Origin of the sequence: Pseudomonas sp. Root329 (genome assembly GCF_001424925.1) — a bacterium.
GTDB classification, from domain to species: Bacteria; Pseudomonadota; Gammaproteobacteria; order Pseudomonadales; family Pseudomonadaceae; genus Aquipseudomonas; species Aquipseudomonas arabinosi.
The window spans coordinates 154,742-167,298 of sequence record NZ_LMCV01000002.1; the positions used below are offsets into that span (position 1 = coordinate 154,742).

At 58.5% G+C, this 12,557-nt stretch carries 11 protein-coding genes; 2 read left to right on the forward strand and 9 right to left on the reverse strand.

The features are described from left to right. Positions 1 to 27 precede the first annotated feature (27 nt). From ASC74_RS03710 to ASC74_RS03720, 3 genes are all read right to left on the reverse strand, one after another. On the reverse strand, positions 28 to 1,641 hold the full coding sequence (locus ASC74_RS03710; RefSeq protein ID WP_046046227.1) for an NAD(P)/FAD-dependent oxidoreductase: 1,614 nt from the start codon (positions 1,639 to 1,641) through the stop codon (positions 28 to 30). A gap of 95 nt (positions 1,642 to 1,736) precedes the next feature. Beyond that, on the reverse strand, positions 1,737 to 2,402 hold the full coding sequence (locus ASC74_RS03715) for a COG3650 family protein (protein WP_056739304.1): 666 nt from the start codon (positions 2,400 to 2,402) through the stop codon (positions 1,737 to 1,739). A gap of 59 nt (positions 2,403 to 2,461) precedes the next feature. Then, positions 2,462 to 3,061: a short chain dehydrogenase gene (locus ASC74_RS03720; RefSeq protein WP_056739306.1), complete on the reverse strand. Its 600-nt coding sequence runs from the start codon at positions 3,059 to 3,061 to the stop codon at positions 2,462 to 2,464. A 105-nt stretch (positions 3,062 to 3,166) separates the two neighbouring features. Between ASC74_RS03720 and ASC74_RS03725 the strand changes: the two genes are divergently transcribed. Beyond that, positions 3,167 to 4,075 carry a LysR family transcriptional regulator gene (locus ASC74_RS03725; protein ID WP_056739308.1) on the forward strand — a complete coding sequence of 303 codons (909 nt, stop codon included), beginning with the start codon at positions 3,167 to 3,169 and terminating at the stop codon, positions 4,073 to 4,075. Positions 4,076 to 4,260: 185 nt separating this feature from the next. On the opposite strand, the gene ASC74_RS03730 is transcribed toward ASC74_RS03725, so the two are convergent. From ASC74_RS03730 to ASC74_RS03750, 5 genes are all read right to left on the reverse strand, one after another. Next, positions 4,261 to 4,962: an ABC transporter ATP-binding protein gene (locus tag ASC74_RS03730; RefSeq protein WP_046046223.1), complete on the reverse strand. Its 702-nt coding sequence runs from the start codon at positions 4,960 to 4,962 to the stop codon at positions 4,261 to 4,263. Further along, positions 4,963 to 5,730 (reverse strand): high-affinity branched-chain amino acid ABC transporter ATP-binding protein LivG, encoded by a 768-nt coding sequence (gene livG / locus ASC74_RS03735; protein ID WP_046046222.1) that lies wholly within the window; start codon positions 5,728 to 5,730, stop codon positions 4,963 to 4,965. Beyond that, positions 5,727 to 6,983 carry a high-affinity branched-chain amino acid ABC transporter permease LivM gene (locus ASC74_RS03740; protein ID WP_056739310.1) on the reverse strand — a complete coding sequence of 419 codons (1,257 nt, stop codon included), beginning with the start codon at positions 6,981 to 6,983 and terminating at the stop codon, positions 5,727 to 5,729. The genes livG and ASC74_RS03740 overlap by 4 nt, the downstream gene beginning before the upstream one ends. Continuing rightward, a complete protein-coding gene (gene livH, locus ASC74_RS03745) occupies positions 6,980 to 7,903 on the reverse strand; it encodes a high-affinity branched-chain amino acid ABC transporter permease LivH (protein ID WP_046046220.1) in 924 nt (307 codons plus the stop codon). The genes ASC74_RS03740 and livH overlap by 4 nt, the downstream gene beginning before the upstream one ends. A 232-nt stretch (positions 7,904 to 8,135) precedes the next feature. Next, positions 8,136 to 9,263 carry a branched-chain amino acid ABC transporter substrate-binding protein gene (locus ASC74_RS03750; protein ID WP_056739311.1) on the reverse strand — a complete coding sequence of 376 codons (1,128 nt, stop codon included), beginning with the start codon at positions 9,261 to 9,263 and terminating at the stop codon, positions 8,136 to 8,138. Positions 9,264 to 9,601: 338 nt separating this feature from the next. Between ASC74_RS03750 and ASC74_RS03755 the strand changes: the two genes are divergently transcribed. Continuing rightward, on the forward strand, positions 9,602 to 9,907 hold the full coding sequence (locus tag ASC74_RS03755) for a DUF2288 domain-containing protein (protein ID WP_033059033.1): 306 nt from the start codon (positions 9,602 to 9,604) through the stop codon (positions 9,905 to 9,907). Between the two features lie 308 nt (positions 9,908 to 10,215). Here the strand turns inward: ASC74_RS03755 and ASC74_RS03760 are convergent, their stop codons facing one another. Then, positions 10,216 to 12,411: a hypothetical protein gene (locus ASC74_RS03760; RefSeq protein ID WP_056739313.1), complete on the reverse strand. Its 2,196-nt coding sequence runs from the start codon at positions 12,409 to 12,411 to the stop codon at positions 10,216 to 10,218. Positions 12,412 to 12,557 lie beyond the last annotated feature (146 nt).

A 12,557-nucleotide genomic window follows, 5' to 3' on the forward strand; every position in this document is an offset into this window, starting at 1 on the left:
TTTTGCATTTATTCCAGGTAATGCAGGTCAGGCCTTGAGGCCGAGGATGTCGCGGGCCACAGCTTCTGCAATCCGAATCCCGTCGACACCCGCCGACAGAATCCCACCCGCATAACCTGCACCTTCACCCGCCGGGAACAAGCCTTTCACGTTCAGGCTCTGCATCGACTCGTCACGGGTGATCCGCAGCGGCGACGACGTACGCGTCTCGATCCCGGTCAGCACGGCGTCGTGCAGCGAGTAACCGCGAATCTGCTTCTCGAACGCTGGCAAGGCTTCGCGAATGGCTTCGATGGCGAATGCCGGCAAGGCCAACGCCAAATCACCCAAGGCAACCCCCGGTTTGTAGGACGGTTCTACGCTGCCCAACTCGGTGGACGGCTTGCCGGCAATGAAGTCGCCGACCAGTTGCGCCGGGGCTTCGTAGTTGCTGCCGCCCAGCACAAAAGCGTGGGATTCCAGGCGTTCCTGCAACTCGATACCCGCCAGCGGACCGCCCGGATAATCGACTTCCGGGGTGATCCCGACGACGATCCCAGAGTTGGCGTTGCGCTCGTTGCGCGAGTACTGGCTCATGCCGTTGGTGACCACGCGGCCCGGCTCGGAGGTCGCCGCCACCACGGTGCCGCCCGGGCACATGCAGAAGCTGTAGACCGAACGTCCGTTACTGGCGTGGTGCACCAGTTTGTAGTCGGCGGCCCCGAGTTTCGGGTGGCCGGCGTACTTGCCCAGACGCGCGCGGTCGATCAGCGATTGCGGGTGTTCGATGCGGAAACCCACCGAAAACGGTTTGGCTTCCATGAACACGCCACGGCCGTGGAGCATGCGGAAGGTGTCGCGGGCGCTGTGGCCGAGGGCCAGAATCACGTGTTTGGAATGGATCTGCTCGCCGCCATTGAGCTCGACGCCGACCAGTTGGCCGTCTTCGATCAACACGTCGGTAACGCGCTGCTGAAAGCGCACTTCGCCACCCAATGCGCGAATCTGCTCACGCATGTTTTCCACAACGCCGGTCAGACGGAACGTACCGATGTGCGGTTTGCTGACGTAGAGAATTTCTTCCGGCGCGCCTGCTTTTACGAACTCGTGCAGGACTTTGCGACCGATGAATTTCGGGTCCTTGATCTGGCTGTAGAGCTTGCCGTCGGAGAATGTCCCCGCGCCACCTTCACCGAACTGCACGTTGGATTCCGGGTTAAGCACGCCTTTACGCCAAAGACCCCAAGTGTCCTTGGTGCGCTGACGCACTTCGGTGCCGCGCTCGAGGATGATCGGTTTGAAGCCCATTTGCGCCAGCAGCAGCCCGGCGAAAATCCCGCACGGGCCGAAACCCACGACGACAGGACGTTGCTCAAGATCAGCCGGCGCCTGGCCGACCGCTTTGTAGCTGACATCCGGCGCCACGTTGACGTTACGGTCATCGGCGAACGTGTGCAGCACCGCCGCCTCATCGCGAACGTTGAGGTCGATGGTGTAGATGAAGCACAGTTCGGAGGACTTTTTGCGCGCATCGTAGCTGCGCTTGAACAAGGTGAAGTCGAGCAGGTCATCACTGGTGATGCCCAGGCGCTGCACGATGGCAGGGCGCAGGTCTTCTTCGGGATGGTCGATCGGCAGCTTGAGTTCGGTGATTCGTAACATGACAGGATCCGGTTCGCGGGGCGCACAACTGCGCCAAGGCGTTTGAGGCCCGCGATTATAAGCCTCAACGAATGATTCCCGTGAGGCTAAAACGATCAGTCGTTACGCGATCCGCCGAAATACCCGCAGCCACGCTGAACCTGGCCGTCGACGCGCAGTTCGGCGCTCATGTGCTGGACGCTGCCGGTGCTGCTGTCGACGCAACGTTGCGGCGCGACCCACAGTTCAATGCGTTGGTTATTGGCTTCGGTGCTGAGGTTGAAGCGGCCATCGCCCAGTTGTTCTTCAACGTAGGGCACGGCCAATGGCGGCTGACCGGCGCGCTCGATGACCATGCCTTTGCCGCTGACTTTCACGTTCCACTCAGGCCCATGACCGGCGGCGCGCAGAATCAGCAGTTTGAAATTCGGATCGTTGCACGCGGTGCCCGAGCGCTCGACGCGGTACAGCTGCGCAAGATCGAGGCGGCTGTCGGCACCACTGGCAACGATCCGCCCACGCACGTCGGCAAACAGCTTGCCCTGGGCATCGGCGAGGGTTGCGGCCTCTTGCAGGACGCTGGTGCCGCCGGTGTCGTTGACCACGTAACTGCGCTGCTCATTGCACGGCTGGAACAACAGCTTGCCGTCGGCCGCTATCAACTGGCCCTGCATGCGGGTCTCGCCCACGTGGGAGGCACTTTCACGCGGGCCATCGAGCAACTGGCAAGCGGCGAACAACGGAAGCAGGGCAACAAGGACTAAGGAACGGGCAACACGCATCTTTGAGTCTCCAGACAAGTGCCGCCACGTTACTCAGCCTGACCGTTCATCACAAGGGTTTAGCCCACGTGAAAGGTCTGGCCTGTTTGCAGGCCTTCCACACTTTTGGCGTAGGCCAATGCCACATCCGCTGCCGGAACCGGTTTGTAGCCGCGGAAGTACGGCGCGTAGCTGCCCATGGCTTCGACCAGTACGTTCGGGCTCACCGAATTGACGCGCAGGCCGCGAGGCAGTTCGATCGCTGCGGCGCGGACGAAGCTGTCCAGAGCGCCATTGACCAGCGCTGCCGAGGCGCCGCTGCGAATCGGGTCGTGGCTGAGCACGCCGGTGGTGAAGGTGAACGAGGCGCCGTCATTGGCGAACTCGCGGCCGATCAGCAGCAGATTGACCTGACCCATCAACTTGTCCTTCAGGCCCAGCGCGAAGCTTTCTTCGGTCATTTCATCGAGGGGTGCGAAGGTCACGTTGCCGGCGGCGCAGACCAGTGCATCGAACTTGCCGGTTTGTTCGAACAGCTTGCGGATTGAAGCGCTGTCGCTGATATCCACATGGAAGTCCCCGCTGTTGCGGCCGATACGGATGATCTCGTGACGCTCGGACAGCTCCTTGTCGACCGCCGAACCAATGGTGCCGCCTGCGCCTATCAAAAGAATTTTCATCGTGCTGTTCCTCGAAGTGGTTAAACGAGGTTGAAGTCTAGAGTGGTTTTTTCCATTGATAAGCGCGCTAATAGGCAACCTTTGGTTTTCAAATGGAAACAATCCATGAGCGAAATGGATGATCTGGCGGCGTTTGCGGTGTTGATCGAGGCGGGGAGTTTCACCTTGGCGGCGCAGCAATTGGGGTGCAGCAAGGGGCAGTTATCCAAGCGCATCAGCCAATTGGAATCGCGGTTTTCCGTGGTGCTGCTGCAACGCACCACCCGGCGCTTGAGTTTGACCGCCGCGGGTGCGGCGCTGTTGCCGCAAGCCCAGGCGCTCGTAGTCCAGGTCGAGAGGGCGCGTCAGGCATTGGCGCGGCTGAAGGACGACATGGCCGGACCGGTGCGTATGACGGTTCCGGTATCGCTGGGGGAAACCTTCTTCGATGGCTTGTTGCTGGAGTTCTCTGGCAAATATCCCGAGGTGCAGATCGAACTGGACCTGAGCAACAACTACCGTGATTTGTCCCGCGACGGATTTGATCTGGCGGTTCGCTCCGAGGTGGGCAATGACGAGCGCCTGGTGGCCCGACCGCTTTTAGCCTGGCACGAAATGACCTGCGCCAGCCCGGCTTACCTTGAGCAATACGGCGAACCGTTGACGCCTCAAGCACTCGTTGAACACCGCTGTCTGCTCAACAGTCATTACAGCGGCCGCGAAGAGTGGCTCTATCACCAGCAACACGAATTGTTGCGGGTTCGCGTGTCGGGACCGTTCGCCAGCAACCATTACAGCCTGCTGAAGAAAGCGGCACTGGCTGGCGCCGGCATTGCGCGGTTGCCGTCCTACTTGTTGCAAACGGAATTGGCTGACGGCCGTTTGCGCTGGCTCTTGCGTGACTATCAGACCCGTCGCATGCCGATGTACCTGGTTCACCCGTATCAGGGCGGTTTGCCAAAGCGCACGCAGGTGTTGGCGGATTACTTGATTGGCTGGTTCAAGCGCAGCGGTGAGGCACTGGATCGGCTTTAGCTCATCACACCGAACCTGTGGGAGCGGGCTTGCTCGCGAAGGCGGAGTATCAGTCGACATGAATGCTGAATGGCACTCCGCGTTCGCGAGCAAGCCCGCTCCCACAGGGGATCTTCAGTGATTTCGGGTTTGGGGCAGGCACAAAAAAAACGGCCCGAAGGCCGTTTTTTGTTTACCGCAAAGACTCAACCACCCAGGTACGCTTCACGCACTTTCGGATCAGTCAGCAGTGCTTCCCCAGTGCCTGTCATTACCACCCGGCCGTTCTCCAGAACGTACGCACGGTCAGCAATTTTCAGCGCCTGGTTGGCGTTCTGCTCCACCAAAAACACCGTCACACCATCCTTGCGCAGCTGTTCGATGATGTCGAAGATCTGCTGGATGATGATCGGTGCCAGGCCCAACGAAGGTTCGTCGAGCAGCAGCAGCTTGGGCTTGCTCATCAGCGCACGGCCGATGGCGAGCATTTGCTGTTCGCCACCGGACATGGTGCCGCCGCGTTGGGCGAAGCGTTCTTTCAGGCGTGGGAAAAGTCCGAGAACCTTGTCCATCTGCTCCTGATAATCGCCCTTGTCGGTGAAGAAACCGCCCATGGCGAGGTTTTCTTCCACGGTCAGGCGGGCAAACACCCGACGACCTTCCGGAACCACGGCGATGCTCTTGCGCATGATCTGCGCCGAGGTCTGCCCCACGAGCTCTTCACCCATGTACTTGATGCTGCCGCTGTGGGCTTGCGGCGAACCGCAAAGCGTCATCAGCAAGGTGGATTTGCCCGCGCCGTTGGCACCGATCAGGGTGACGATTTCGCCCTGACGGATTTCCACGTTGACGCTGTGCAGGGCCTGGATCTTGCCGTAGAAGGTGGAAACGTTTTCGAATTGCAGCATTTACGCTTCCCCCAGGTAGGCTTTGATCACTTCAGGATTGTCGCGGATCTGTTCCGGCGTGCCGTCGGCCAGAGGCGTGCCCTGGTTGATCACGACGATATGGTCGGAAATGCTCATGACCAGTTTCATGTCGTGTTCGATCAGCAGCACGGTGACGTTGTGCTCTTCACGCAGCATGCTGATCAGCGCTTTAAGATCTTCGGTTTCCTTCGGGTTCAGGCCGGCGGCCGGTTCGTCGAGCATGAGGATCCGTGGACGGGTCATCATGCAGCGAGCGATTTCCAGACGACGTTGCTGACCGTAGGCCAGGGTGCCGGCCGGACGGTTGGCGAACGCCTTGAGGTTGACCTTGTCCAGCCAGAACTCGGCGAACTCCATGGCCTCGCGCTCGCTCTTGCGGAACGCCGGGGTCTTGAACAGACCGGCCAGGAAGTTAGTGTTCAGGTGACGGTGCTGGGCGATCAAGAGGTTCTCGACCGCCGTCATGTCCTTGAACAACCGCACGTTCTGAAAGGTGCGGACCACGCCTTTGAGGGCAATCTTGTGGCCGGGCAGGCCTTGGATTGGCTCGCCGTCCAGCAGGATGCTGCCGCCACTCGGCTGGTAGAAACCGGTCAGGCAGTTGAACACGGTGGTCTTGCCGGCGCCGTTCGGGCCGATCAGTGCCACGACCTGTTTTTCCTTCACGCTCAGGGCTACGCCGTTGACCGCCAGCAAGCCGCCGAAGCGCATGCTCAGATTTTCGACTTTAAGGATCTCGCGGCTCATTTGCGCAGCTCCATGTGAGGACGTTGCATGGGCAGCAGTCCTTGAGGACGCCAGATCATCATCAGCACCATCAAGGCGCCGAACATCAACATGCGGTATTCACTGAACTCACGCATCATTTCCGGCAACAGGATCATCACCGTGGCAGCGAGCACGACGCCCAGTTGCGAGCCCATGCCACCCAGCACCACGATGGCGAGGATGGTCGCCGACTCGATGAAGGTGAACGACTCCGGTGTCACCAGGCCCTGACGCGCGGCGAAGAAGCTGCCGGCAAAACCGGCGAAGCACGCACCGAGGGTGAAGGCCGAAAGCTTGATGATCGTAGGATTGAGACCCAACGCACGGCAGGCGATTTCGTCTTCACGTAACGCTTCCCAGGCACGGCCCAGCGGCATGCGCAGCAAGCGGTTGATGACGAACAGCGCGAACAGCGCCAGCAACAGCGCAACCAGGTAAAGGAAGATCACCTTGTTGATCGAGTTGTATTCCAGGCCGAAGTACTCGTGGAAGGTCTGCAGGCCTTCAGCGGCTTTACGTTCGAAGGTCAGGCCGAAGAACGTTGGTTTCTCGATGTTGCTGATGCCGTTCGGACCACCCGTGAGGCCGGTCAGGTTACGCAGGAACAGACGGATGATCTCACCGAAGCCCAGGGTCACGATCGCCAGATAGTCACCGCGCAGACGCAGGACCGGGAAGCCGAGCAGGAAGCCGAAGGTGGCGGCCATCATCCCGGCGATCGGCAGGCAGATCCAGAAGCTCAGACCGTAGTAGTGCGACAGCAGCGCATAGCTGTAGGCGCCGACGGCATAGAAGCCGACGTAACCGAGGTCGAGCAGACCGGCCAGACCGACCACGATGTTCAGGCCCAGGCCGAGCATCACGTAGATCAGCACCAGCGTGGCGATATCCACCGCACCGCGGGAGCCGAAGAACGGCCAGACCAGCGCACCGATGATCAACGCGATGATGATCCAGCGCTGAGTGGTTGGCAGGGTCAGGAACGTACTGGCCTTGGCCGGCATCACCGGCATGTTCGGCGAGGATTTCCAGGCCGAGCTGATCTGCTGATCGAACAACACCCGCAGGAACATCAGCACCGAGCACACGGCGATGGTGATCAGCGTTGCGTTGCTGGTGCCATGGACTTCGAGGTTGATGCCGACAATGGTCAGTTTCAGACCGAGTACCGGGTAGGCAACGGCCCACACCAGCAAGGCGCTGAACAACGCCTGTTTAAGATTCCTAGTCATACTTTTTCAACCTCCGGACGGCCCAACAGGCCGGTTGGCCGGAACAACAACACCAGAACCAATAGACCGAACGCCACGACGTCCTTGTACTGGTCGCCGAAGATATCGGCACCAAAGGCTTCCGCCACCCCAAGCACGATCCCGCCGAGCATGGCCCCGGGGATGCTGCCGATACCGCCCAGTACCGCGGCAGTGAAGGCCTTGAGACCGACCAGGAAGCCGGCGTTCGGGTTGATCACGCCGTATTGCATGCTCAGCAACACAGCCGCGATGGCTGCCAGTGCGGCACCGATGACGAAGGTCAGGGCGATGATGTTGTTGGTGTTGATACCCAAGAGGTTGGCCATCTTGATGTCTTCGGCACAGGCGCGGCAGGCGCGACCCAGGCGAGAGCGGGAGATGAACAACGTCAGGCCGAGCATGGCGACAAAGGTCACCACGAACACCACGATTTGCATGTAGGAAATCAGCACTTCTTGTGCGCCACCTGGCCCGATGGAGAAGTTACCGGGGATCAGGTTGGGGATGGATTTGTCCTTGGAGTCTTGCGCCAGCAGAACCGTGTTCTGCAGGAAGATCGACATGCCGATGGCGGAAATCAGCGGGATCAGACGGTTGCTGCCGCGCAGAGGGCGGTAGGCGATCCGTTCGATGCTGTAACCGTAGGCACTGGTCACGACGATGGTCGCGAGAAAAGCGGCGGTCATCAACAGCGGAACACTGTCGAGTCCCATCATGGACAGGCCCGCAATGGCGATAAACGCCACGTAGGAACCAATCATGTACACCTCGCCGTGGGCGAAGTTGATCATTCCAATGATGCCGTAAACCATCGTATAGCCGATGGCGATCAGGGCATACGTGCTGCCAATGGTCAGACCATTAACCAGCTGTTGGAAAAAGTGATAGATGTCAGGCATTACAGCGCTCCTAAAAACCTGATACGCATTTCACTGGTGGAGTCATTTTCCCGCTCGAGCCCCGTGGATCTGCATCCACTTCGAACGCGAGGTTTGCCAGCGAACCGCTGATGACGGTTTTGAGATTTTCAGGTGGGGAGACTGGCGGATCACGCCAGCGCGGCCCAATACGTTCGTAAAATAAAGCCCACGGCACGCCGTGGGCTTTATTGGCAGTCAGTCAGGCAACGCCTTACTGAGGCTTGGCTTCAGTTTTAGGTTTGCCGAAGTGCCACTCGTAAACCACAAATTTGAAGTCTTTCAAGTCGCCTTTGGCGTCGAAGCTCAGGTCGCCAGTCGGAGTCTTGAAGGTGCCTGCGTGGATGGCTTCAGCCACTTTGGCAGCGTCTTCGGACTTGGCAGCCTTGATACCGTCGGCAATCACGGTCACAGCCGAGTAGGCCGGGAACACGAACGGACCGCTCGGGTCTTCTTTCTTCGCTTTGAACGCATCAGCCAAGGCGATGTTGGCCGGATCCTGGTCGAAGGATTTCGGCAGGGTTACCAGCAGACCTTCGGAAGCGTCTTTGGCGATCTGCGAAATGGAGTCGTTACCCACGCCTTCCGGACCCATGAACTTGGCTTTCAGGCCTTTTTCCTGGGCTTGACGCAGGATCAGACCCAGCTCCGGGTGGTAGCCGCCGTAGTAGACGAAGTCGACGTTGGCTTGCTTGAGCTTGGAGATCATCGAAGAGAAGTCTTTGTCGCCGGCGTTGATGCCTTCGAACACGGCAACCTTGACGTTTTTGCCTTCCAGGGTTTTCTTCACGGCGGTGGCGATGCCTTCACCGTATTGCTGTTTGTCGTGCAGAACAGCAACGATTTTCGGTTTTACGAAGTCGGCAATGTAGTTACCGGCGGCAGGGCCCTGGGCGCTGTCCAGACCGATGGTGCGGAACACCATTTTGTAACCACGGGAAGTGATGTCCGGGCTGGTGGCAGCCGGGGTGATCATGATCACGCCTTCGTCTTCGTAAATGTCCGAAGCCGGTTGAGTGGAGCTGGAGCACAGGTGACCGACCACGAACTTGACGCCGTCGTTGACGACTTTGTTCGCGACCGCTACCGCTTGTTTTGGATCACAGGCGTCATCGTATTCAACGGCTTCGAGTTTCTTGCCGTCTACGCCGCCTTTGGCGTTGATCTGTTCGATGGCCATTTTGGCGCCACTGAACTGCATGTCGCCGTATTGGGCTACAGGGCCGGTTTTAGGGCCGGCGATGCCGATCTTGATGGTGTCAGCTGCGAACGAATGGCTGGCAACCCCGGCCAGAACCATAGCGGCAAACAGTTTGGAAATCTGCTTAGTAGCCTTAGTCATAGTGCTCCACTCTTACTGTTGTAGTTTTTATAGTCCTGGCGCCGTAGCAGCAGAACCGGGTCAGATATCTTCGATATCCTCCGGAAAATGCCCCCGGCAACTGTACCGGTACAGTGTAGAGCGCCAATTGTTAGCCTGGGAAGCTGGCGCCAGGGGGCAAAATCAGAGGGTGTCGCTTTTTTGAAAGAAAAAGACAGAATGGCGGCGGGGGTTATAGCTGAAATATCAGCAATCCTTGGCTTTCCTGCTGTTTTCAATCGGTAACTCAATTGCATCCGGGTTTTTCTGCCAGAACACCAACGTTATGATGACGTCGATTTCTTTTCCGGACAGGACCCATGACTCAAGAACCTAGCACCCTCTATGCCAAGCTGCTTGGTGAAACCGCATCTATTACCTGGAAGGAGCTGGAGCCGTTCTTCGCCAAGGGTGCCCTATTGTGGGTCGACCCCGGTCTGGATTTGATTGCTGCAGCGGAAGCAGTCGCGACCGATGAAGGCGAGAAAGTGGCTGCCTGGCTGGCCGCCGACAAGGTCGCCAAGCTGTCTGAAACGCGGGCGCTGGATCTTTTCGAACGTGATCCGGAGCTGTGGGCAGTGGTCGTTTCGCCGTGGATTCTGATCCAGGAAAGGGCGACGAGCTGAAGGTGTGCACTCTATTGGTGCGCGACTTTGTCGGGCAAAAGTGTGTAGCCGAGTAGCGTGATGGCATGTTGCCGTAGAGAAAGGCCACAGGCGGGCCAGCATCACGGTGACGTAAACGTAACGGGAACAGTTTATCGAGCAGCCTGATGGCTGCTTAATTGTTTCTGGATGTTGGATTTGTGTTGAATCTGAAGCCGTCTTCGCGAGCAAGCCCGCTCCCACATTTAACCGAGTTCCTCCTGAAGGAATGCGGTCGAATGTGGGAGCGGGCTTGCTCGCGAAGGGCGCGACGCGGTGTCAGGTCGGTCTCAGGCAGTCTTGCCAGTATGGTTATTCAGGGAAATAACCTTGGTCTTGCCAATCCGGTGACGATAAATCTCGCGCAAGTACTTGATCGCCTTCTTCACGCAATCCCGGGACAGACGAATGTCATTGATCGAGACGAACTTGTCTTTGTCGTTGATCAGCTCGCGGTACTTCTTCTCGTACATCGGTTTGATCGCGTACCAGTTGGTATCGAGGATCTTCGCCGGGTTCTCGAATTCATTAAGTAGTTCGTCGATCCGGTCCTCGTCGAACTCTTCATTAATGATGAAGTCCAGGATCGAGTTATCCAGGGTCTCGTCAAAACGGTACGGGTTTTTCGCGAAGCAACGCTTGATGAAGGCCACGATCAGTGTCAGGAAGTCGTCCGACAGGCAGGGGCTTTTTGCGATCAGGGTGGTCAGCGACAGGTTGGCCGACGCGCCGATGACCAGCGCATAACGCTTGAGCGTGGTGTTCGGGAACAGGCTGTTGAGGTGGGTCTTCAACCGGTTCAGGTCCATGTAGGACAGCTTGTAGTCCTTCGGCAACGAAACAATCGACACCACCGACGAGCAGTTCTTGAAGAAGTGCAGGTCGTGCAAGGCGGCCGCGTCATACCCTGAGTTCTTGTACTGCTCCAGCGAGGCGCGATAGCGCTTGGATTCGATCGGCAACAGGCTGATGCCTTCGATTGCCTGGGTCACTTTGTTGAAGTGCGGCAAGTCGATGGAGCGGAAGAACAGGTCGTCGATGTTCAGGCGCTGCGGTTCCTTCTCGAACACCTTGAACTTGTCGCTGCTCGGCGGCGGGGTTTCCGGCACCACGGACTCGGCGTAGGCAATCGCCACCGGGCCGGCCAGACTCATGAACAGGTCGTTGGCGTCCAGGCGAATGGTTTCGCCAATGTCGATGCCAGCCCGACGGAAATAGTTCTGGTCGTAGTCGGTGGTCACCGCCTGCGCCGTCAGAATGTTGAAGATCTGCTGTGAGATGTATTGGTTAGCGTGCTTTTCCATCGCGTTGACGTCGATGTTCTGAATGTTGCCGTCATCGCTTTCTTCGGCGTAACGCATGATGTCGTTGGAGATCAGCATCATGGCGTTCCATGGGCGGATACGGCCCATGACACTGGCTTCGCTGCTGTCTTCGTTGGCGAAGTTGTAGGAGAAGTCCCACTCTTCCGACAGGTATTTGCACAGCAGGCGCCCGGCGTTGATGTGCAGCGCCTCGGACATTTCGCTGCGGTGATCGGAAATGTTCGGCAACACGCAGATGCCGCTGGTGAAGATCGGCTCGAAGACGAAGGAATGACCGCTTTTGCCGTCGTGCTCGTCCATCGGCTTGGTGTCGAACGTCTTGTTCATGTACGAGTGCTGCTGGGCCAGGCCGAATTCCGAGGCCATGCCCGAACCGGTACCGCCACCGGCACTGAAGATCGAGAAATACAGGCGCGACTGGTTGGCCTTGATCCCGCAGCTGTCGATCAGGTACGAGTGGATCATCTTCCAGTCAGGGCTGGAGAAACGCTGGGTGTCCTTGTTCAGGATGATCTTGGCCAGGTACTGGCCGAGGATCGGCGCGTTACCGGCGCCACCGGCGTGGACTTCCGACAAGTCCATGATTTTCATTTTGCTGTAGTCGCGCAGGAAACCGCTTTTTTCGCCTTTGCGCGAGAAACGGATGCGACCGGCGATGTCTTTGTCCAGGTCGCCGAGCATAACCAGCGGTTCTACCAGGAATACCGGTTTGGTCGCCTTGTTCGGACCCAGACGCAGGTTGTTGCGAATCCACTGTGCCGGGCTGTAGCCCTTTTCGGCGAAGCGCTTGTCCGGTGACAGGCGGTCTTCGTTATTGAATTCGTTGAGGTAGAACTTGCGGGCGTTGTACACCAGCTCGGCGACGTCCAGCGCGATGTTCGAACCGCAGCGGCCCAGGCCGATCAGGCACACCGACGGGAATTCCTGATCGCTGTGATGTTCACTGTCGCCTTCCAGGTGCGGTGGGCGCGGGAACACCATGTCGCGCAGACCGTCGAGATTATCGAGGATGCGGTCGGTATTGGTTTCGGTGAAGTACAGGTATTGCTGAGTTGCCAACGGGCGCGATGGCGTCAATGGCTTCGACGGTGCGGGGCTGTTTGCCGCGGGGCTCAACGTCAGATCGGATATCGCAGGGGCCGGATTGTTTTTAGAAGTCATTGTGCGCCATGTACCTGGGCTGGTTGGTTGAGCGACACGATGTCGTCGAACCATCACGGATGGGATCTCGCGTCTTTTTTTAGCGCGTATTTGGCCCAAGCGTCAGGGCCTTGACCTGAGCATTACTCGGGGGAATCCTTTCCTAA

What these genes read in the sequence shown, in the direction of transcription:
- ASC74_RS03710 (WP_046046227.1), bottom strand. Translation starts at nt 1,641, where the DNA reads ATGTTACGAATCACCGAACTCAAGCTGCCGATCGACCATCCCGAAGAA.
- ASC74_RS03715 (WP_056739304.1), bottom strand. Translation starts at nt 2,402, where the DNA reads ATGCGTGTTGCCCGTTCCTTAGTCCTTGTTGCCCTGCTTCCGTTGTTC.
- livG (WP_046046222.1), bottom strand. Translation starts at nt 5,730, where the DNA reads ATGAGCCGCGAGATCCTTAAAGTCGAAAATCTGAGCATGCGCTTCGGC.
- ASC74_RS03760 (WP_056739313.1), bottom strand. Translation starts at nt 12,411, where the DNA reads ATGACTTCTAAAAACAATCCGGCCCCTGCGATATCCGATCTGACGTTG.
- ASC74_RS03730 (WP_046046223.1), bottom strand. Translation starts at nt 4,962, where the DNA reads ATGCTGCAATTCGAAAACGTTTCCACCTTCTACGGCAAGATCCAGGCC.
- ASC74_RS03750 (WP_056739311.1), bottom strand. Translation starts at nt 9,263, where the DNA reads ATGACTAAGGCTACTAAGCAGATTTCCAAACTGTTTGCCGCTATGGTT.
- ASC74_RS03725 (WP_056739308.1), top strand. Translation starts at nt 3,167, where the DNA reads ATGAGCGAAATGGATGATCTGGCGGCGTTTGCGGTGTTGATCGAGGCG.
- livH (WP_046046220.1), bottom strand. Translation starts at nt 7,903, where the DNA reads ATGCCTGACATCTATCACTTTTTCCAACAGCTGGTTAATGGTCTGACC.
- ASC74_RS03755 (WP_033059033.1), top strand. Translation starts at nt 9,602, where the DNA reads ATGACTCAAGAACCTAGCACCCTCTATGCCAAGCTGCTTGGTGAAACC.
- ASC74_RS03720 (WP_056739306.1), bottom strand. Translation starts at nt 3,061, where the DNA reads ATGAAAATTCTTTTGATAGGCGCAGGCGGCACCATTGGTTCGGCGGTC.
- ASC74_RS03740 (WP_056739310.1), bottom strand. Translation starts at nt 6,983, where the DNA reads ATGACTAGGAATCTTAAACAGGCGTTGTTCAGCGCCTTGCTGGTGTGG.